The organism is Microbispora cellulosiformans (genome assembly GCF_008728085.1).
Lineage (GTDB): Bacteria > Actinomycetota > Actinomycetes > Streptosporangiales > Streptosporangiaceae > Microbispora > Microbispora amethystogenes.
The window spans coordinates 504,873-525,562 of record NZ_VYTZ01000006.1; the positions used below are offsets into that span (position 1 = coordinate 504,873).

Genomic DNA, 20,690 nt, shown 5'->3' on the forward strand with positions numbered 1-20,690 from the left:
ATTCAAAGTCGGATTTATGCCGCCTGGCCGGGCGCGCGGGTTCGCGCCCGGCCATGCGGCTCCGGCCCTCAGGCCCGGGAACGCGTCACGGCGTCCCACCGCCCGTGGAGTCGGTGAAGACCGCGACCGTGCGGGCGGGCACGCGCAGGACGCCGCTCGCGGGGTCGGCCGCCGCCTGGCGCACCACCGGGTCGGCCGACGCCGCCTGCACCGGGTGCAGCGCGACCTGGGCGCCCTTGACGCCGGGTACGACCGGAGCGGCGGCCTTCCCGGTGGCGTTGAACACCACGTAGAGCGCCTTCACCGCGGGGTCGGCGCCGGCGGCGTCGATCCGCATGACGATCACTCCGGGCGTCCCCGAAGGCGGGAACGTCACCCGCCGGGCGATCTCCGCCGCCGAGCCCAGCGAGAACGCGGGGGAGGAGTACCTGATCCGCAGCAGTTCGCCGAACCCGGCCCGGGCCGCCCCGATCGCCGCGCAGTCCGGCCGCAGCGCGGGATCGGCCAGCAGCGGCCGCGCGTACGGCCAGTGCACCTCGTTGTCCTTCGCGGGGGGCAGGCCGGCCCCGAAGCCGTTGCCCTGGCGGCAGTCCCACAGCAGCCGGTTGAACCAGTCGCCCGAGTCGTAGGAATTGCGGTCGAGCGACTTGGACCGCAGCCGTTCGCTGCCTGCGTGGACGAACGCCGTGCCCTGGCCGAGCAGGGCGGTCGCGAGCGACAGCGTCTGCATCCTGACCCGGTCGGCCATCGGGGTGTCCTTCGGCAGCTTGTAGGCCAGCGCGTCGAACAGCGTCTCGTTGTCGTGCGCGTCCACGTACGTCACCGCGTCGCCCGGCGTGGCGGCGTACCCCGCGGGGCTTCCGTTGTAGTCGATCTGTGAGCCCTTCACCGGCGTGCCCGCCGACCCGGTGAACGTGAAGTCGCGGAGGTTGCCCGCGAGCCCCAGCCTGGTCAGGTCCTCGTAGTGGGCGAGCCGGTCGCCGGGCCGGTCCGCGAGGCCGGAGCCGAAGCCCTGGTCGCCCGGGTCGGCGTCGAACGGCGTGCCGCCGCGCACCGCGTCGCGCAGCCGGTCGTTGAACGTGCCGATCCCGGTCCCGGCCATGGCGGCCTGCGTGGCCTGCTCGAACCGGGCGCCACCGGCGACCTCGCCGAAGTCCCAGCCCTCGCCGTACAGGATGATCGACCTGCCGTCCACGCCGTCCCGGCCCGGCGTGAGCGCGTCGAGTGCCTTCCGTACGGCGAGGATGTTCGCCTTGGGGTGATGACCCATCAGGTCGAACCGGAACCCGTCGACCTTGTACTGCTTCGCCCAGGTGACGATGGAGTCGACCACGAGGCGGCCCATCATCGCGTGCTCCGGCGCGGTGTTCGCGCAGCAGGTGGAGGTGGCCACCGTGCCGTCGTCCATGAGCCGCTGGTAGTAGCCGGGGACGACGCGGTCGAGCACGCTGCCCGGGTCCTGGCCGGCGGCGTGCGTGTGGTTGTAGACCACGTCCATGACCACCCGCAGCCCCGCGCCGTTCAGCCCCGCGACCATCTCGCGGAACTCCCTGATCCGGCGGTCCGGGTGGGTCGCGTACGACCCCTCCGGCACGGTGTAGTGCAGGGGGTCGTACCCCCAGTTGAAGGAGTCCTTCGCGGCCGTCTCCATGACGCACGCCTGCTGGCGGTCGGAGTCGGGCGGCAGCGCGGCGAGGTCGCAGCCCGGCTCGGCGCGGTCCGCCACGAGGTCGGGCACGGTCGCGAAGTCGAAGACCGGCAGCAGGTGCACGTGGGTCAGCCCGTCCTTCGCCAGGCTCCGCAGCTCGGTCATCCCCGCGCTGCCCGTCTCGGTGAACGCCTTGTACGTGCCGCGTTCGGCGGCCGGCACGGTGGCGTCGGAGGCGGAGAAGTCGCGCACGTGCAGTTCGTAGATCGACGCCCGGTCCTGCCGCACCGCCGGGGGCTTGCGCAGCACCGCCCAGCCGTCCGGCCGCAGCGCCCGGTCGTCCAGGTCCACGATCTGGCTGCGCCCGGACCCGGCCGACACCGACAGGCTGTAGGGGTCGGTCACCTCGTTGGTCACGATCTTCCCGGCGGCCGGGGCGTAGACGGTGACGAGATAGGTGTAGTACCTGCCCCGCCAGGACGACGGGCCGGTGACCGACCACACGCCGGTCGCGTCGTCCCTGCGCATCGGGTGAACGGTGCGGCGGGCGGCCGACGGGCCGTCGTAGAGGGCCAGCTCGACCTTCCGCGCCGTCGGCGCCCACACCGACAGCGCGCCGCCGCCGGTCGGCCCCAGAGGGGTCCTGGCGGCCCCGGCGTAGAGATCGTCGAGCACGCCGGGGATCTGCACGCCGGTGGCGGTCAGCAGCGCGCCCGAAGGCCCGCGCTCGACCGCCACCACCTGGCCGCGCAGCGCGTCGCGCACGAGACCGGTGTCGCGCGGGTCCACCTTCAGCGCGCCGTACGCGGCCAGGTGCGGCCAGGCGGCCTTCTGCGCGTCCGTCAGCGTGCCGGGAGCCAGCCGGACGAGATGGACGTCCCCGGTGAGATCGCCCTTCTCGTACGCGATGTCGCCCGTGGGGGAGTAGGCCAGCGCGTAGTGGTTCGCCGCCGCGACCTCGCCCTTCCAGGCCACGGTGTCGCGGTCGATCCACTGGGCCGTGGCCTTCGACAGGTCGGCGTCCGCCCCGGAGGCCGGCGGCTGCGGCAGCAGGTATCCGTCCACACCTGACAGTTTCCACGCCTCGTTGCCGGTGACGGCGAGATCGAGCGACTGGTCGGCCTGCTGGTCCTTGACGTCGCCCTTGTGGGCGATCCACCCGATCGACCTCGCGCCGTCCTTGAGCGGCACCTCGAAGTACACCCCGAAGAGGTCCTTCCCCGCCGGTTTCAGCGGGTCGCCCCACTCGACCGACCCGGCCGCGTCGCCCCAGAAGTGCAGGCCCCAGCCGTCGTAGTCGCCGTCGGCCCGGTGATAGTGCAGCACCGCGACGTGCCGGGCCGCCGCCGCGCTCGCGTGGACCGCGTTCTCGCCCGCGTTGACGTACGCCTCGGGCTGCCGGGCGGGGACGAACGACTGGTCCGGCCCGGGGTCCTTCGTGTCGCCCTTGTGCACGATGTAGTTCAGCGGCGCGTCCGCGTTCTTCAGCGGCACCCGCCAGAAGGCCCCGGAGGCGTCCGTCCCGTCCGGCGGGCGCGGCGTGGCCCACTCGGTGCCCGCGCCGTCCGCGAGCCCGTCGCCCCACAGGTGCAGGCCCCAGCCGTCGTACGCGCCGTCGGGGCGGCGGTAGTGGATCGTGGCGTAGCCCTGGGCGGCGGCCCGGGAGGTGTACACCCCGGGCTTCCCCTCAGTGAGCCACACCTCGCCCGTCCGCCTGGGGTCGGCCGTCCGGTCGCCCTGGTCCTTGGTGTCGCCCCGGTGCGTGATCAGGCCGACCTCGGTGGCGCCCGGTTTGAGCTTGAGCCAGGCGAAGCGGCCGAAGGCGTCCTCGCCCTCGAAGGCGACCGGCGAGCCCCACTCGACCGTCTGGTCGATGTCGCCCCAGGCGTGCAGGCCCCAGCCGTCGTAGTCGCCGCCGTCGCGCCGGTAGTGGACCACCAGGTGGTCGCGCTTCACCGCGCCCGGCTCCTCCTCGGCGGGTTCGGGCCCGGCCGTCGCGGTCGCCGTGGCGCCCGCGTACCTGCCCGCCGCGTCCTTGACCACGGCCCGGTACGTGAGAGGGGTGCCCTCCGGCACGCCGGTCAGGTCGTGGAAGACCCGGTAGACGCGGCCAGTGGGGGCGTCGTCGGTGCCGAGCACCCGCCACGGCGCGTCCCCGGCCTTCACGGCGAACGTGACCTGGGCGAAGCCGTCGCCGGGCACCTCCGCGGAGATCGGCACGCGGCCGTCGCCGGCCGTTCCGCGCAGCGTCGTCCCCGGCAGCGTGACGGAGATCCGCGGAGCCGCCGCCGGGGCGGCGAGGGCCTTGCCCGCGCGGTAGACGACGGCCGACAGCGGCGGCACGGTCACGGCGAGCCTCCCGTCCGCCGCGCTGGTGAGCGCCTGCGTGCCCCCGTACACCTGGGTGAAGGAGGTCCCGGCGGAGTACGTGGGGATCTGGACGGCTCTGGCGGTCGTGCCGCTGTTGAGCGCCACCACGAACTCGACCCGCTCCCCGGCGCCGAGCCGGGAGAACGCGTAGACGTTGCCGTCGGCCAGCCGTTCGACCTGCGCGCCGTCCGCCAGCGCGGGATAACGGTCGCGGAGCCGGGCCAGCTCGGCGATCGAGGCGTAGAGCGGGTGGGTGGTGACGTAGTTGTCCGCGGAGTGGGTGGCGGTGGTACCGATGAGGTCGTCGTCAAGGTAGTCGGCGGTCTTCGAGGCGAACATGGTCTGCCGGGCGTCCTTGTCGCCGCCGTCGCCGGTGAAGCCCTGCTCGTCGCCGTAGTAGACCACCGGCTGGCCGCGGGTGAGATACATGAGCTGGTGGGCGAGGCGGTCGCGGGCGAGCAGGGCGGCGTCCCCGGCCTGGGGGTCGGCCTGCTTGAGGAAGTAGCCGATGCGGCCCATGTCGTGGTTGCCGAGGAACGTCGGCAGCGACGCGGCGTTGCCGTCGGCGTCGGTGAAGTAGTCGTCGGCGGCGTACAGCCGGCTCAGGCCCGCGGCGTCGCCGCCTGTCGCGTACGAGCGGGCCGCCTCCTGGAAGCCGAAGTCGAGCGTGGCGTCGAGCGTGCCCGTGGTGGAGTAGCGGCTCTCCACGGCGGGATCGGAGGTGTAGACCTCCCCGAACATGAAGAACCTGTCGTTGCCGAGCCTCGCGGCGTACGTGTGCAGCGCGGGCGCGAAGCGCTGCCAGAACTCCAGGTTGACCTGCTTGGCGGTGTCGATGCGGAAACCGTCGATTCCGGTCTCCTTCACCCACGTCCGGTAGATGTCCGTCATCCCCCTGACGACCTCGGGACGCTCGGTCCACAGGTCGTCGAGGCCGGAGAAGTCGCCGTATTCGGAGCTCTCGCCGGAGAAGGTCGAGTCGCCCCGGTTGTGGTACATCGTCGGGTCGTTCAGCCAGGACGGCACCTTCGACTTCTCCCGCACCACCGGCGTATACGGGAAGGACTTCGCGGTGACCTTCGGGAAGTCGTCGCGCAGGGCGTAGTCGCGGTCGTCGAAGACCCGGCCGGAGGCGTCCACGTAGGGATAGGCCGCCTTGCCGCGATAGCCGTGCGTCTTCTCCGCGTAGTCCACGAGGTCGGCGGTGTGGTTGGTGATGATGTCGAAGAACACCTTCATGCCGCGCTTGTGCGCCTCCTTGACGAGGCTCTTCATCTGCGCGTTGGTGCCGAGGTGCGGGTCGATCCTGGTGAAGTCGGTGATCCAGTAGCCGTGGTAGCCGGCGCTGGCGTCGGCCCCGGCGCCCTGCACCGGGCGGTTCCTGAACGACGGCGTGAGCCAGATGGCGGTGCTGCCGAGTCCCTTGACGTAGTCGAGCCGGGAGATCAGCCCGGCGAGGTCGCCGCCCTGGTAGAAGCCCTTGTCCGCGGGATCGAACCCGGTCGTCAGCCGGTCGCCGGCCAGCCCGCCGCGGTCGTTGGAGGCGTCACCGTTGGCGAACCGGTCGGTCATCACGAAGTAGAGCCGCTCCCGGGACAGGTCCACCCGGAGCGCGTCCCGGGCGAGTTCGGCGTCCGGCGGTACGGCGGGAGCGGCGATGGGAGCGGTGGGGGTGGTGGCTGAGGCGGTGGCGGGAGGGGCGGCGGCCAGGGTCGAGGCCAGTGCCGCGGCCGTCAGGGCCGCGACGGGCGCGCGCCGGTGCTGGGGGGTCACCATGACGCGGAAGCTACTGTCCTGCCAACGATGGTGCAAGCATTTGCTGAAATTTCCAGAAACATTCCAGTCGTCCCGTGACCCGCCCCCGTAACAGCCGTGAAACCTGTGTCCGACACTGTTGGTGTCGCGTCGGCCCGCGCGGATCGAGGAGGAGGTGGTGGGGATGCTGCTGCGACTGAGGGTCTCGCTCCCCGACCGGCCGGGGGTGCTCGGCCAGGTGGCGCGGGCGTTCGGGGTCATGGGCGCCGACATCCTGCAGGTCACCGTGCTCGAACGGCAGGCGGGCCGGGCCGTGGACGACTTCACCGTCTCCTGGTCGGGCGTGTTCGAGCCCGCCGAACTGCGCGACCGCATCGGGGTGGTGCCCGGCACGCGGGTGGAGGGCGTGTGGCCGACCCGGGAGGTGCCCGGCGCGAGCCTCGACTACGACCTTCTCGGCCACGTGGCCGGCGACCCCGACCGCGCGTACGTCACCCTCGTGGACGCGGTGGCCGACCTGGTGAGCGCGGAGTGGGCGGTGGCCGTCGACTCGGCCGGCGGCGCGATCGTCCACGGGAGCTGGCAGGCGCCAGAGTCGGTGCCCGCGGCCGAGCTGACCCCGCTGCGCGCCACGGCGTTCGACGAGGGCGGCCTGCACCTGGTGAGCGTGCCGATGGACGGCGTCCACCTGGTGGTGGCCCGCTCCCAGGGCCCGGCGTTCCACCGGGCCGAGGTCGACAAGATCGTCCGGCTGGCGGGGATCGTCTCGGTGCTGGCCGGGGGCGTCAGCCGTACGGTGTGAGCCGTACGGTGTGGGCGCGCGCTACGGATCTCGCGCCGGGCCCGGCGGCCGGCGGTGTGACGGCGGTGCCGCGGCGTCAGCGGCGCGGCGGGTCGATGCGGTTGCCGTCCATGGTGAAGAGCATGAGGCGGGAGACGTCGACGGCGACCCGGCCGTGCTCGCCCGCGCGCCACACCGGCCGGTTGCCCAGCCGGACGATCAGGTCGGCGCGCCGGTGCGTGCCCGACGACGTCGAGATCGGCGGCGGTTCCTCCTCCTCCGGCGCCTGCGAGCCGTTCAGCAGGCGGCGCACTATCGACCGCGCCTTGCCGCCGCCGTTGGTGCCGTTCATCTGGCGGCGGTCCGGCGGCTCCGGCGCGGTGACGGCGGGGATCCCGGCCTCCAGGTAGGCGAGCCACTCGTGACCGTGGTACTCCAGCGTCCTGACCCGGCCGAAGAAGGTGGGGCCCTCGGTCTTCTCCGGCACCGGGACGAGCCCGTCCGGCCGGATGCCCACGATGATCTGCATGCCGGTGTGCTGGGAGACGGCGTACGCGCGTGGATCGGTCCACGGCATGGTGATCTGGTGAGGGCCGAAGTCGAGCATGATGAACTTGTTCTGCGGGGTGCGCACGGTCGCCGCGAGCAGGTTGAGCTGCTGGGAGTTGAGGAACGCGGCGGTGAAGGCGGTCGCCGGGTCGTTGTAGACCTGCGCGGGGGTGCCGAGGTCCTGCAGCACGCCTCTGTTCATGATCGCGATGCGGTCGGCCAGGGTCAGGGCCTCGACCTGGTCGTGCGTCACGTAGATCGTGGTGACCCCGAGCGCGCGGACCAGTGACGAGATCTCCATGCGCAACTCCGTGCGCATGCCGGCGTCGAGGTTGGAGAGCGGCTCGTCCATGAGGAAGAGCGAGGGCTGGCGCACGATCGCGCGGCCCATGGCGACGCGCTGGCGCTGGCCGCCGGACAGCGTGCCCGGACGCCGGTCCAGCGTCTCGTCGATGTGCAGCGCCCGCGACAGCTCGACGACCCGCTGCTTGGCCGCGGTGGGGTCGGCCTTGGCGATCTCCAGCGGGAACGACAGGTTGCCGCGCACGGTCCGGTGCGGATAGAGGGCGCCGTTCTGGAACACCATCGCGACGTCCCGGTCCCGGGGAGCGAGGTGGTTCGCGAGCTGCCCGCCCAGCCACAGGTCGCCGGAGGTGATCTCCTCCAGTCCCGCGATCATGCGCAGCAGCGTGGACTTCCCGCAGCCCGACGGGCCGAGCAGGACGAGAAGCTCGCCTTCGTCCGCACGAAGGTTCATGCGGTCGACCGCGAGGTACCCCCCCGGGTAGATCTTCGTCACGTTGTCGAGGACGACGGTGCTCATTCCAAGCTCGTTCCTCCCGGGCAGGAGAGCCCGGATCCCCAGCCGCCGATGTAAATGATGAGGTAGTACATCGCGTCGCGGGCACTCATGTCCATACGTGTCGTGAAAGATCCGGCATCTGCCTGCAACTTGCCGTTACTCCAAACTTTCCCCTTGCTAAAGCCGCGTGTCAGGGTTATGCCGTGACCTCCCTGACGCGCTCCGGGAGGGGTCAAAGGTAACGAAATTGCTGAAACTTTCTGTAAGGCCTTTCATCCCCTGGGGCCCCCTGTTACCTTCCGGTCAAATCCCCTGAGCAAGGAGTGCGACACAGATGAGGCGAGTCCTCACGTCCGCGGTGGTCGCCGCGGCGCTGGCTTTGGCGGTCACCGCCTGTGGCAACGACTCGGGCGACGCGGGATCGGCGCCGGGCGGGAGCGCCGCTCCCGCCGAGGTGTCCGGCACGGTCACCTGGTGGGACACCTCGGACGCCACGACCGAGGGTCCGGTCTTCCAGGAACTCATCAAGGACTTCGAGGCCAAGTACCCGAAGATCAAGGTCGAGTACGTCAACGTGCCGTTCGCGGACGCGCGGGACAAGTTCAAGACCGCCGCGCAGTCGGGGTCGGGCGCCCCCGACGTGCTGCGCACCGACGTCGGCTGGGTCGCGGAGTTCGCCTCCCTCGGCTACCTCGCGCCGCTCGACGGCACCCCCGCGGTCGACAAGCCCGACGAGTTCCTGCCGGTCCCGGCCGCGAGCGGCAAGTACAACGGCAAGACGTACGGCGTGCCGCAGGTGACCGACACCCTCGGCCTGCTGTACAACAAGGAACTGCTGAAGAAGGCGGGTTACGACGAGCCTCCGGCCACGATGGCCGACCTCAAGAAGGCGGCGCTCGACGTCAAGTCGAAGACCGGAGCGGGCGGGCTCGCCCTGAACGTGGACGCCTACTTCCTGCTTCCGTTCATCTACGGCGAGGGCGGCGACTTCGTCGACGTCCAGAACAAGAAGATCACGATCTCGTCCCCGCAGAGCGTGGCGGGAGTGAAGGTCGTCGAGGACCTGATCACGTCCGGCGCCGCCGTCAAGCCCGCGCTGCAGGACAGCTACACGAACGCGGAGACCGCGTTCAAGGACGGCAAGGTCGCGATGATCTTCAACGGTCCGTGGTCGAACGCCGACAACCTCGGTGGAAAGGTGTTCAAGGACAACCCGGACAACTTCGGCGTCGCCCCGGTTCCGGCCGGCTCGGCGAAGGCGGGCGCGCCGCTGGGCGGCCACGACTACACCGTCTACGCCGGTTCGAAGAACCTCGATGCGTCCTACCTGTTCGTCCAGTTCATGGACAGCGCGGAGAGCCAGGCGAAGATCGCCGGCAAGCTCGGCCTGCTGCCGACCCGCCAGCCCGCCTACAGCGCCTCCGACGCGACGGCCAACCCGAAGATCGCCCAGTGGCAGAAGCCGATGGAGTCGGCCGTCGAGCGCCCCTGGATCCCCGAGGCCGCCTCGCTGTTCCAGCCGCTGGTCGAGGGCTACCAGAAGCTCGCGGGCGGCCAGACGACCACCGAGCCCATGCTCAAGGACGTCGCCACCGCGTACCAGGGCATCCTCAAGGGCTGGAGCCTGTAGGCGATGACGGCTGACGTCGTCGCGACGAGAAGGGCCGCGCCCCGCAACGGGGCGCGGCGCCTCCTGTCGCGTCACTGGTACGCCTGGGCGATGACGGCGCCGGTCGTCATCGTGACGCTGGTGCTGGTCGGCTATCCCCTCGCCCGCGGCGTGTACCTGTCGCTGACCGACGCGACCGAGGCCACCATGGGCCGCACGATCGGGATGAACGTCATCCCGTCCACCTACGAGTTCGTGGGCCTGCGGAACTACACCGCCATCCTCACCTCGGCCGAGTTCCTCGGCCGGCTCGGCTGGACGATCGTGTGGACGGTCGTGTGCGTCGCCCTGCACGTGGGCATCGGCCTCGGCCTGGCGCTGCTGCTCAACCGCCCGCTGCGGCTGAGGTCGCTCTACCGGATGCTGCTCGTGCTGCCCTGGGCGGTGCCGGCCTTCGTGTCCGCGTTCATCTGGCGCTACCTGCTGAACGGCGAGTTCGGGGTGATCAACGCCATGCTGCGGGCCGCCGGGTTCGCCGGCGTCGCCTGGCTCGACGACCCGTTCTGGGCCAAGGTCTCGGTGATCGCCTGCAACGTCTGGCTCGGCGTGCCGTTCATGATGCTCGCGCTGCTCGGTGGCCTGCAGTCCATCCCGCGCGAGCTGTACGAGGCGGCCGAGGTCGACGGCGCGAGCCCCTGGCAGCGGTTCCGGCACATCACGCTGCCGAGCCTGCGCCCGGTGTCGAGCACGGTCGTGCTGCTCGGCACGATCTGGACGTTCAACCAGTTCCCGGTCATCTTCCTGCTGACCAAGGGAGGACCGGGCGGCTCCACGGAGATCCTCGTGACGTACGCCTACCGCCAGGCGTTCGAGGGCATCAGGAACTATTCCGGCTCCGCCGCCTGGGGCCTGGTGATCCTCGCGCTGCTCGTCGTCCTCGCCACCGTCTACAAGCGCGCGCTGCGGCGGCAGGGGGAGGCATGGTGAGCCCCGCCGCCCCCGCACCCACCACCGGGACCCCTCCGGCACCCGCTCCCGCTCCGGCCGGGACATGGAGCCGCGAACGGCGCACCCCGGTCAGGTCGGCCGCCCTGCACCTCACGCTGATCGCCGCGAGCATCGTGTCGGTGTTCCCGGTCGCGTGGCTGGTGCTGACCTCGCTCAAGCCGAGGACCGTCATCGAGACCGCCTCGGTCGCGCCGGTCGACCACCCCACCCTCGCCAACTACGCCCAGGTCCTGGGGGAGACCAGGTTCCTGACCTGGGCCGCCAACTCCGTGATCGTGTCGCTCATCACGGCCGTGCTCGGCGTGCTGCTGTCGGCCACCACCGGGTACGCGGTCAGCCGCTTCCGCTTCCCCGGGTTCCGCTCGGTGATGTGGATGCTGCTCATCACGCAGATGTTCCCGGTGGCGATCCTCATCGTGCCGATCTACAACCTGATGGCCGGGCTCGGGCTGATCAACCAGTTCCCGTCGCTGGTCGTCGCGTACCTCACCTCCACCGTGCCGTTCTGCGCGTGGATGATGAAGGGCTACTTCGACACGGTCCCCGTGTCGATCGACGAGGCGGGCCGGGTGGACGGCCTGACCCCCTTCGGCACGTTCTGGCGGCTGATCCTGCCGCTGGCCAAGCCCGGCCTGGCGGTGGCCGCGTTCTACTCGTTCCTCACCGCGTGGGCGGAGGTCGCGTACGCGACCGCGTTCATGACGGGCGACGACAAGTACACGCTCGCGGTCGGGCTGAGCCAGTTCGTCGGCCAGCACAAGGCGGAGTGGGGCCTGCTCACCGCCGCGTCGGTGCTGATCGCGATCCCGGCGGCCGCCGTCTTCCTGCTCGTCCAGCGTCACCTCGTCACCGGCCTCACGGCCGGAGCGACGAAGGCGTGACCCACCATGAGAATCGGGGGATCCCCATGACCGAACTCGCCGTTCCGCCGCCGGCGGTCACCACCCGGTGGTGGCGCGACGCGGTGATCTACCAGGTGTACGTCCGCAGCTTCGCGGACGGCAACGGCGACGGCGTCGGCGACCTGCTCGGCGTGCGCAGCCGCCTGGCGTACCTGTCCGACCTCGGCGTGGACGCGATCTGGCTCACGCCGTTCTATCCCTCGCCGATGGCCGACTTCGGCTACGACGTCGCCGACTACCGGGACGTCGACCCGATCTTCGGGTCGCTCGCCGACGCGCGGGCGCTGATCGACGACGCCCACGGGCTGGGCCTGCGGATCATCGTGGACGTGGTGCCCAACCACACCTCCGACCGGCACCCCTGGTTCGAGGCGGCGCTGCGGGCCGCGCCGGGCAGCCCCGAGCGGGCGCGCTACATCTTCCGCGAGGGCAAGGGCGTCGCCGGCGAACTGCCACCCAACGACTGGGAGTCGATCTTCGGAGGGCCCGCCTGGACCCGCGTCGGAGACGGGCAGTGGTACCTCCACCTGTTCGCCCCCGAGCAGCCCGACCTCAACTGGGAGCACCCGGAGGTGCACGAGGAGTTCGCCGACGTGCTGCGCTTCTGGCTCGACCTGGGGGTCGACGGCTTCCGGATCGACGTGGCGCACGGGATGGTCAAGGCCCCCGGCCTGCCCGACGTGGGCGCCGCCGGGCAGGCCGAGATGATCGGCGCCCAGGTCGTGCCGTTCTTCGACCAGGACGGCGTGCACGAGATCCACCGGGCCTGGCGGCGCATCCTCGACTCGTACGAGGGAGAGCGGATCGGCGTGGCGGAGGCCTGGGCGCCCTCGCCCGAACGGCTGGCCAACTACGTCCGCCCGGACGAACTGCACCAGGCGTTCAACTTCCACTTCCTCAAGACCCCCTGGGACGCCGCGCGCTTCCGCGAGGTCATCGACGAGTCGGTGCGCACGTCGGCGCTGGTGGGCGCGCCGGCGACCTGGGTGCTGTCCAACCACGACGTCAAGCGGCACGTCACCCGGTACGGCGGCGGCGAGCGCGGCCTGCGCCGGGCGCGGGCGGCGGCGCTGCTCATGCTCGCGCTGCCCGGCTCCGCCTACGTCTACCAGGGGGAGGAACTGGGGCTCCCCGAGGTCCTCGACCTGCCGGAGCGGTACCTCCAGGACCCCCAGCGGCTGCGCGACCCCGACAGCGGCCGGGACGGCTGCCGGGTGCCGCTGCCGTGGACCGACGCGGGCGAGCCGCCGTACGGGTTCAGCCCGCCGGGCATCAGGGAGAGCTGGCTCCCGGTGCCGGCCGGCTGGCGCGACCTGTCGGTGGAGGCCCAGGTGAGGGACGGCGCGTCGATGCTCAGCCTCTACCGGGCCGCCCTCGCCCTCCGGCGGGAGCGCCCGGAGCTGGGCGACGGCACGCTGACCTGGCTCGACAGCCCGCCCGGCACCCTCGCGTTCCGGCGCGGCGACACCTTCGCCTGCGTCCTGAACATGACACCCGAGTGGGTGGAGATCCCGCAGGACCACGCCGTGGCGTACGGCGGGCTGCTGCTGGCCAGCGGCGGGCCGGAGACCTCCGGCGGCACGATCCGGCTGGCCCCCGACTCCGCCACCTGGTGGACCAGGGACAATGCCTAAAATGATGGTCATGCACAACACGCGCCTCGCGGACATCGCTGCTCAGGCCGGAGTCAGCGAGGCGACGGTGAGCCGCGTGCTCAACGGCAAGGCGGGGGTCGCCCCGGCCACCCGCCAGGCCGTGCTCACCGCCCTGGATCTGATGGGCTACGAGCGGCCCCAGCGGCTGCGCCAGCGCAGCAACGGCCTGGTCGGCCTGGTGATCCCCGAGCTCGGCAACCCGATCTTCCCGGCCTTCGCCCAGGCGATGGAGAAGTCGCTGATCCAGCACGGCTACACGCCGATCCTGTGCACCCAGGAGCCAGGCGGCGCGCCCGAGGACGAGTTCACCGAGATGCTCCTCGACCGGGGCGTGTCCGGCATCGTCTTCGTCTCCGGACTGCACGCCGACACGAACGCCCGAATGGACCGCTACACCCGGCTCACCGACCGCGGGCTGCCGATCGTGCTGGTCGACGGGTACAGCGACGCCATCCCGGCGCCGTTCATCTCGCCGGACGACCGGCTCGCCGCCCGGCTCGCCGTACAGCACCTGGTGGACCTCGGGCACGAGCGGATCGGGCTGGCGCTGGGGCAGCGGCGCTTCGTGCCGGTCATCCGCAAGATCGAGGGCTTCGCCCAGGCCATGGCCCAGCTCCTCGGCGTGACCGACGTCGAGGACCTCGTGCAGCACTCGCTGTTCTCGGTCGAGGGCGGGCAGGCCGCGGCGGGCGCGCTGATCGAGCGGGGCTGCACAGGCATCTTCTGCGCCAGCGACCTGATGGCCCTCGGCGCGATCCGCGCCGCCCGCGAGCGCGGGCTGTCGGTGCCGGGGGACGTGTCGGTCGTCGGGTTCGACGACTCGCCGCTGATGGCGTTCACCGACCCGCCGCTGACGACCGTGCGCAAGCCGATCGGCGCCATGGCGGCGGCCGCGGTGCAGACGCTCCTGGAGGAGATCGGCGGCACCCCCGCCAAGCACGTCGAGCTGGTCTACCAGCCCGAGCTCGTCGTCCGCGGCTCCACCAGCTCCGGCCCTCTCGTCAACCGCTGACGCCCCGCCTCCCCGGGAGTCTTTCCGAAGGCAAGGGGGTGCGGGGCGCCGCGCGGAAGGCGACCTGTCCAGGCCGACGGCGGCGCGGTATGCGTATCGCGCCGCACGTGTGCTAAGTTGATGGCAGTTGCAGTTGTGGTACCCATGATGAACTTGTGTGCACCTGACAGTATGTAGCGTCAGGTGCATTTTTGTTTGCCGGTCTTCTCCGGTGTGGGCCTATCGCGGCAACGCGGAGTTCGTGACATTGCGGATTTCGGCTCCACCTACCAAGAGGAGATCAATATGGCTTCCGGCACCGTGAAGTGGTTCAACGCGGAAAAGGGCTTCGGCTTCATCGAGCAGGACGGCGGCGGCGCCGACGTCTTCGCGCACTACTCCAACATCGTCTCCCAGGGCGGTTACCGCGAGCTGCGCGAGGGCCAGAAGGTGGCCTTCGACGTCACCCAGGGCCAGAAGGGCCCGCAGGCCGAGAACATCGTCGCCGCCTGACAAGGTAGCGTCACGCATCAGGGCTCGCACCTTCACGGGTGCGAGCCCTGGTTCGTTTCCGGCCGCCGCATCACCGCGGCCCGGTAATCGGGCGGCACGGATCGCCGATCACGGCCGCGCGGCTTCTCCGGCGGGGCGGTCGCGCGCGTCGTTGACGCGCAGCGCCTCGGCGAGCTGGTCTTCCAAGATGATGATCCGGCAGGCGGCGTCCACGGGAGTGCCCTGATCGACGAGTTCCCGGGCGCGCGCGGCCAGCCGAAGCTGATAGCGGGAGTAGCGGCGATGGCCGCCGCTGGAGCGTTTCGGCTCGATCAGTTTCGCGGCGCCCAGGGCCCGCAGGAACGCGGGGCTGACACCGAGCATCTCCGCGGCCGCGCCCATGCTGTAGGCGGGGTAGTCCTCGTCGTCGAACCGATCCTCGAAACGGTCTTCGGCCCTTGGTCCAGCCCCGGACCCGGCCGTGTCCGCGATCCTGCCGTGAGCGAGCGTGTCACCCTCGGCAGCCGTGTGAGGTTGATCCATAGATTCCTTCCATCGCGCGCGTACAGGGGCCCCGGCACCTGTCGTGCCGGGGCCCGGAGAGTTCAACACCATCTACCGGCCGTATCCGGCCGGCTTACTGTTTTCCGCGTCCGCCGTACTGACCGGCGGTGACGCGGGGATCGCGGATGCGTGACCTCAGACCACCTTCTTTCCGTGGAACTGCGGTACCCGAGCGGCGAGACTCAGCCGGCAACGGGCGATCCTTCGATGGCGTCAGCACTCCTTTCATCTCTTCTTCCGGACCGGTGTCCGGCTTCACCTGCGGCAGCGCGTCGACGATCAGGGCGCATCACCACTGCGCTGGCCCGTCACACCCGACCTTCTGCCATCGACTTCCGGCTTCATCGTGCTCCGGGCAGTTCGTCGTGATGCTGGTACTTCCGCTGCCCGGTCGAACCGTTCCTTACGATGCGAGAAACAGTAGCCTCGGCAGGCACAAATGTCTACTGCGGCGAACACAGATTTTCGGTGTCGGGTGTTGCAGCCCTTCCGTCGGCTTCGGGGATGTGGCAGCGTCGTACCGCCCTGATCCCGCGCCGCGACCGTCCGGAGCCGATGTGACACCTGATGACGACGACGACGACGGCGTCGTCGCCGGCCGCCCGCTCGACGTCCTCGACGTCCTCGTCGTCGGCGGCGCCGGCGTCGACACCACCGTCTACGTGCCCGAGCTGCCCCTGCCGTACGCCGACACCTACACCGTGCCGCCCGTCGTGGACCGGATCGGCAACACCGGCGCCGGGGTGGCGCTCGGCTGCCGCGCGCTCGGCCTGCGGGTGACGCTCGTCGACCTGATCGGCGACGACCCGCAGGGCGCGCTGATCCGCGACCACCTCGCCGCCCGGGGCGTGGACCTCGCCTACGCGGTCACGGCGGCGGGCACCCGGCGCAGCGTGCTGCTCGTCGGCCCCGACGGGCGGCGCACCTCGCTGTTCGACCCCCGGGCGACGCCTGGCGAGCGGCTGCCGCGGGACCTGTACCTGCCCGCTCTCCGCACGGCCCGGCACGTCCACGTGTCGATCACGGACTTCTCCCGGCACGTGTACGCCGACGTCCCCGCGGAAACGACGACCTCGACCGACCTGCACGACTGGGACGGTGAGGCAGAGCACCACCGCGACTTCGCTCTCTCCTCCGACATCGTCTTCCTGTCCGCCGCCAGGCTGGGCGAGCGGCGCGAGACGGTCATGCGGTCGATCGCGGAGCGGGGCCGCGCGTCGCTGGTCGTCTGCACCGACGGCGCGGCGGGCTGCCACGTGCTGGCCCCGGGCGGTCTGCGGCACTTCCCGGCCGTACCCCTGCCCGCGCCGGTCGCCGACACCAACGGCGCCGGCGACGCGTTCGTCTCGGGCTTCCTGTACGGCCGCCTGGACGGCCGGCCGCTGGAGGAGTGCGTACGACTGGGCGCCGTGGCGGGGGCGCACGCGTGCACGGTGCCGGGCACCCACGAGGACCCGATCCGCCTGGACGCGCTGCTCAGCACCTGAGGACGCACCGCTACGCACATATGTGAGACCCGCCGCCACTCCGCGCCACCCCGCCACGGCAGCCGGCGAGGTCTCGCCGCCGTCCTTGCCTGCCCGGCGGCGTTGCCGAACCATGATGCAGCGGACGGCGGCGCGGTGGCGGCGTGTTCGGCCTCGACCTCCCGCCGGGGTGGCCGTGTTGGCCGCGACCATGGCCGCCAGGTTGGTCAGGATGTTCCGTACGCCGGCGCCGCGCCGGGAGGCGGCCTGGATCACTGCGGCGCGGGCTTGCCGGCGGCCGCCTCATGGCCATCCGGGAGCGCGGCGCGGCCACCCTGGAGGCGGCCGTCCTGTTCCCGCTGCTGCTCCAAGCCGTGTTCGTCTACCAGGCGCGCTCCACCGCCCAGGCGGCCGCCCAAGAAGGCGTGCGGGCGGCCCGCGCCCACGGCGCGGCCCGCTCCGCCGGAGCAGCCGCCGCGGTGCGCTTCGCCACCCGCGTCGGCGGCGCCCTCCTCACCCACCCCCCCGCCCGGACCGGCGGCGACGCCGCCACCGTCGAAGTCGTCGTCACCGGCCGGGTGCCGTCGTTCCTGCCCACAGGCGACTTCACCGTAGCCGAGGCGGCCCGCGCACCGGTCGAACGCTTCGTCCCCGCGAGCCGCCCATGAGACCGCGACATACACGGCCCGACGGCGAACGGGGGAGTGCCACGCTGGAACTGGTGGTCCTCGCCCCCGCGCTGCTCGCGCTCATCTCCCTGGCCGTTTTGACCGGGCGCATCGCCACCGCCTACGCCGCGGTCGAATCAGCCGCCCGCGACGCCGCCCGGCAGGCCTCCATCGCCCGCGACCCCGCCCAGGCCCGGCACGCCGCCACCACCAGCGCGACCGCCACGCTCCGCGACGAGCACCTGCGCTGCGGCCCGTCCATCGCGCTGGACACCTCCGGCTTCTCCCGCCAGGTCGGCGCCTCCGTGCAGGTCACCGCCCGCGTGACCTGCACGCTCCGGCTCGGCGACCTGCTGCCCGGACTGCCCGGCCACACAACGATGCGCGCGTCCTTCGTCTCGCCCATCGACCCCTACCGGGGACGAACCCTCGGGCTCACGACCTCCGGAACCTCGTCGACGGTGCGCCGGAGCGCCGGGGCGGAGCCGGCCATGGGTGAGGCATCAGGGCCGCGCACCGGAACGAGGGCGGAGCTGGCCGCTGGCAGGCCGGCCACCGCCTCCGAGAAAGGCGCGGGCCCGAAGCCAGGCGCTCTCGAACTCGGCCCAGGTAAGAGGCTGCGGCTCGTAGCCGTCCCACTCCCGCAGAGGGATTTCGGCAGTCGCCCCAAAGGTCGCCTCATACTGCCGCATACGCCCTGCGAGCTCGGCCTCCTGCCATTCGGGCCACGACGCCGCGGTGACGGGCGTGCCGTCCGGGCCGCGCAGTTCGACCTGCCGGACCACCCAGCCGTCGTCGCCGACCTCGACGTAGAACCAGGTGTCCTCCTCATCCCAATAGGCCCGAAACCAGCGCGTCAGGACCCCAGGATGCCTGACACGATCGACGCGGCAGGCGTCCGTTGCGATGAGGCGGAGACGGTGGTCGGCTGCGGCGCGCCGGGTTTCGGCGTGGGTGCCGGCGCCGGCCCGGCGACCCTGCTCTCGCCCACCAGCGCTGACGCTGACCAGACGGTTCCCGACGGCCTCATTGCGCTGGCGGCGGTGGCATGACCCGGGCACGCGAGCGAGGGTCGGTCACTCTGTTCACCGCCGCGGTGGTCTTCCCGCTGATGCTGCTGCTCGCCGCCTTCCTGTGGGACGGCACCGCCAAGCTCCGCGCCGGGCGGGAGGCCTACAACGTGGCCGAGGAAGCGGCCCGGGCCGGCGCCGGGCAGGTCGACCGGCGTGCCGCCTACACCGGCGGCCGCTACATCGTCGACCAGGCCGCCGCCCTGCGCGCCGCCCGCGCCTACCTCACCGCCACCGGCCACACCGGCAGCGCCACACCGGCCGGCGCCCAGTCCATCCAGGTCCGCGTACGGGTCGCCAAATCCACCCTGTTCCTGGCCCTGATCGGCATCGACGACATCACCGTGACCGGGACGGCCACCGCCCGCCTCGTCCCCGGCGTGGAAGGAGAACTGCGATGACGAGGTTCCGCCTCCTGGACGGGCTGCGCGCGCTGCTGGCCGCCGCCGTCCTCACCGCGCTCATCGCCGGCGTTCCCCTGGCGCTGTATGCGCTGGCCGGATCCCCCCTGCCCGCCCACCTGCCCGACCTGGGCGAACTCGCCCACACGCTGACCCACCGCGACGACGGCACCCTCTTCCTCACCGTGGTCAAGGCCCTCAGCTGGGCGGCGTGGGCCGGCTTCGTGGTGAGCACCCTCGTCGAACTCACCTCTCGCATCGGCGGCCACGCCGCCCCGCACCTGCCCGGCCTCGGCGCCGCCCAATGGCTTGCCGCCCAGCTCATCTCCTCGATCGCGCTCGCCGCCGGGTCACCGGCCGCGTTCGTGGCCGCGGTCCCGCCCGCCGCCGTGGTCGCCACCGCCCCTGCCGCACTGGCCGACACCACCCCGGCCGCCGCGGCGGACACCACCCGCGAGGCCACCCGGCTCACCAGTACAGTCCCGCCGCTGACCGCCACGAGCCCGGCCGCCGCGCACCTCTCGCCGGGGGCGCCCCCACCGCGACCGGCCACGTCCCATCCCGGCTGGTACGGCTCACCCACGCTGCCTACCAGGTGCGCCGCGGCGACTGCCTGCGGACCATCGCCGAACGCCACCTCGGCGACGGCGACCGCTACACCGAAATCGCCGGCCTCAATATCGGCCGCGTCATGACCGACGGGGCGCACTTCACCCACCCCGATGTGATCCGCCCCGGCTGGGTGCTGCGCATGCCCGCCGCCACGACCGACCTCGACCAGTCACAAGCACCCATTTCGGATCGCCACGCCGGCCACCCGAGCGACGCCCCAGAGTTCTCTCGCCCGCACGACGGCGCCCCCTCCGCACCCCCGCCAGCCTCACCAGACGCCGCGGCGGCGGAGCGACCGGCAGCCGCACCAGACGCTGCTCCACCCGCACTCGCCGAGCCGCGCAGCCAGGCGCGTGCATCGGCTCCGGAACCGACCACGATCCTGCTGACCGACGCCGGAACCACGCAGGACAACGGACCCGGCGCGCCCGTGGCAGCGTTCGCCGGGGGAGTGGCCGTCGGCTCCCTGATCACCCTCGCCCGACTCCGCCACGCCCAACGCCAAGCCCGCCGCCGCGGCCACCGCATCCCCCTGCCCGCCGACCCCGCCACCCTGCGTACCGAGCAAGAACTGCACCGCCTGGCCGCGCCCGACGCCCGCACCCTCGCCCGCCAAGCCCTCGCCCAGCTCGGCGACGTCATCGCCGCCGTCGGCCGCGACCTGCCGCCCGTGCTCGGCGCCCGCGTCAGCGACGGCACCGTCGAACTGCTGCTCGCCCAGCCCGCCGGCACACCACCGGCCCCCTTCACCCAGGGCCGCACCAAAGCGACCTGGCGCACCGATCTCCAGGGCGCGGCTCACGGCGTGGACAATCCGCGGGAGGTGCTGCCCGCTTTGCTCACCACCGGGCACCTCGACGACGGACCCGCGCTCCTGGTGAACCTCGAACGCCTGCAAGCCGCCACCGCATCAGGCCCCGCCGACCTGGTCGACCGCTTCCTCGTCACCGCGGCCACCGAACTCCTCACCGGCGAAGGACCCTGGTTCGACGTACTCGCCGTGGGCTTCCCCGAACTGCACGCGGCCGGACCCCGCGTACGCGCCTGCACCGACCTGACCGAAGCACTCGGCCTGCTCGCCGACCGCGCCCGCGACCTGCGCGGACGGCTGGCCACCACCGACGGCCCCAGCGACGTCGCCGACCGGCGCCTGCACGACCCCGACGGCGACTGGACCCTCACCGTCCTGATCAGCAGGCACACCCCGTCACCCGAGCAGCTGGCCCGGCTGGCCGACACCGTCACCGCTCTACCCGGCGGCCTGGCTGCCCTCGTACCCGGGGATGCGGCAGGAACATCCGCACGGTTCGCCCTCTCGGAAGACGATCAAGGCCCGCTGCTGAACGT

17 protein-coding genes are annotated in these 20,690 nt (G+C 71.9%); 12 read left to right on the plus strand and 5 right to left on the minus strand.

Annotated features, from left to right (window positions below):
- Positions 1-85: 85 nt before the first annotated feature.
- Positions 86-5,794, minus strand: coding sequence for a pullulanase-type alpha-1,6-glucosidase (gene pulA / locus F5972_RS19300; protein ID WP_225311640.1), 5,709 nt, complete (start codon positions 5,792-5,794; stop codon positions 86-88).
- Between the two features lie 163 nt (positions 5,795-5,957).
- Between pulA and F5972_RS19305 the strand changes: the two genes are divergently transcribed.
- The gene (locus F5972_RS19305) at positions 5,958-6,575 is read left to right on the plus strand and encodes an ACT domain-containing protein (RefSeq protein ID WP_150934935.1); all 618 of its coding nucleotides are present in this window, start codon (positions 5,958-5,960) and stop codon (positions 6,573-6,575) included.
- A gap of 76 nt (positions 6,576-6,651) precedes the next feature.
- On the opposite strand, the gene F5972_RS19310 is transcribed toward F5972_RS19305, so the two are convergent.
- Positions 6,652-7,926, minus strand: a complete 1,275-nt coding sequence (locus F5972_RS19310; RefSeq protein WP_150934936.1) for an ABC transporter ATP-binding protein — start codon at positions 7,924-7,926, stop codon at positions 6,652-6,654.
- A 313-nt stretch (positions 7,927-8,239) separates the two neighbouring features.
- Between F5972_RS19310 and F5972_RS19315 the strand changes: the two genes are divergently transcribed.
- The 6 genes from F5972_RS19315 (at position 8,240) to F5972_RS19340 (ending at position 14,583) form a co-directional block, all read left to right on the plus strand.
- Positions 8,240-9,535: an extracellular solute-binding protein gene (locus F5972_RS19315; protein WP_150934937.1), complete on the plus strand. Its 1,296-nt coding sequence runs from the start codon at positions 8,240-8,242 to the stop codon at positions 9,533-9,535.
- Between the two features lie 3 nt (positions 9,536-9,538).
- Positions 9,539-10,501, plus strand: coding sequence for a carbohydrate ABC transporter permease (locus F5972_RS19320; protein WP_150934938.1), 963 nt, complete (start codon positions 9,539-9,541; stop codon positions 10,499-10,501).
- Positions 10,495-11,403 carry a sugar ABC transporter permease gene (locus F5972_RS19325; RefSeq protein ID WP_150934939.1) on the plus strand — a complete coding sequence of 303 codons (909 nt, stop codon included), beginning with the start codon at positions 10,495-10,497 and terminating at the stop codon, positions 11,401-11,403. The genes F5972_RS19320 and F5972_RS19325 overlap by 7 nt, the downstream gene beginning before the upstream one ends.
- 26 nt (positions 11,404-11,429) lie before the next feature.
- Positions 11,430-13,058, plus strand: coding sequence for a glycoside hydrolase family 13 protein (locus F5972_RS19330; RefSeq protein ID WP_150934940.1), 1,629 nt, complete (start codon positions 11,430-11,432; stop codon positions 13,056-13,058).
- A gap of 10 nt (positions 13,059-13,068) precedes the next feature.
- On the plus strand, positions 13,069-14,091 hold the full coding sequence (locus F5972_RS19335; protein ID WP_150934941.1) for a LacI family DNA-binding transcriptional regulator: 1,023 nt from the start codon (positions 13,069-13,071) through the stop codon (positions 14,089-14,091).
- Between the two features lie 285 nt (positions 14,092-14,376).
- Entirely contained in the window at positions 14,377-14,583 is a 207-nt protein-coding gene (locus F5972_RS19340; RefSeq protein ID WP_061253952.1) for a cold-shock protein, read from the plus strand.
- Positions 14,584-14,691: 108 nt separating this feature from the next.
- Here the strand turns inward: F5972_RS19340 and F5972_RS19345 are convergent, their stop codons facing one another.
- Positions 14,692-15,105, minus strand: a complete 414-nt coding sequence (locus tag F5972_RS19345; RefSeq protein ID WP_225311641.1) for a helix-turn-helix domain-containing protein — start codon at positions 15,103-15,105, stop codon at positions 14,692-14,694.
- A gap of 578 nt (positions 15,106-15,683) precedes the next feature.
- Between F5972_RS19345 and F5972_RS19350 the strand changes: the two genes are divergently transcribed.
- The 5 genes from F5972_RS19350 to F5972_RS19375 all read left to right on the plus strand — a co-directional run bounded on the left by F5972_RS19350 (position 15,684) and on the right by F5972_RS19375 (position 19,426).
- Complete coding sequence (locus F5972_RS19350; protein WP_225311642.1) at positions 15,684-16,613, plus strand: carbohydrate kinase family protein; 930 nt, start codon at positions 15,684-15,686, stop codon at positions 16,611-16,613.
- A 284-nt stretch (positions 16,614-16,897) separates the two neighbouring features.
- Positions 16,898-17,260: a pilus assembly protein gene (locus tag F5972_RS19355; protein ID WP_150934942.1), complete on the plus strand. Its 363-nt coding sequence runs from the start codon at positions 16,898-16,900 to the stop codon at positions 17,258-17,260.
- Positions 17,257-18,312, plus strand: a complete 1,056-nt coding sequence (locus F5972_RS38210; protein ID WP_225311643.1) for a TadE family protein — start codon at positions 17,257-17,259, stop codon at positions 18,310-18,312. Before F5972_RS19355 ends, F5972_RS38210 begins: the two co-directional genes overlap by 4 nt.
- Complete coding sequence (locus tag F5972_RS19370; protein ID WP_150934943.1) at positions 18,309-18,731, plus strand: pilus assembly protein TadG-related protein; 423 nt, start codon at positions 18,309-18,311, stop codon at positions 18,729-18,731. The genes F5972_RS38210 and F5972_RS19370 overlap by 4 nt, the downstream gene beginning before the upstream one ends.
- Positions 18,728-19,426, plus strand: coding sequence for a hypothetical protein (locus F5972_RS19375; RefSeq protein ID WP_150934944.1), 699 nt, complete (start codon positions 18,728-18,730; stop codon positions 19,424-19,426). The genes F5972_RS19370 and F5972_RS19375 overlap by 4 nt, the downstream gene beginning before the upstream one ends.
- Before the next feature lie 185 nt (positions 19,427-19,611).
- Here the strand turns inward: F5972_RS19375 and F5972_RS39400 are convergent, their stop codons facing one another.
- Positions 19,612-20,241 carry a hypothetical protein gene (locus F5972_RS39400; protein ID WP_191910209.1) on the minus strand — a complete coding sequence of 210 codons (630 nt, stop codon included), beginning with the start codon at positions 20,239-20,241 and terminating at the stop codon, positions 19,612-19,614.
- 12 nt (positions 20,242-20,253) lie between these two features.
- The gene (locus F5972_RS39405; protein ID WP_191910210.1) at positions 20,254-20,544 is read right to left on the minus strand and encodes a hypothetical protein; all 291 of its coding nucleotides are present in this window, start codon (positions 20,542-20,544) and stop codon (positions 20,254-20,256) included.
- Positions 20,545-20,690 lie beyond the last annotated feature (146 nt).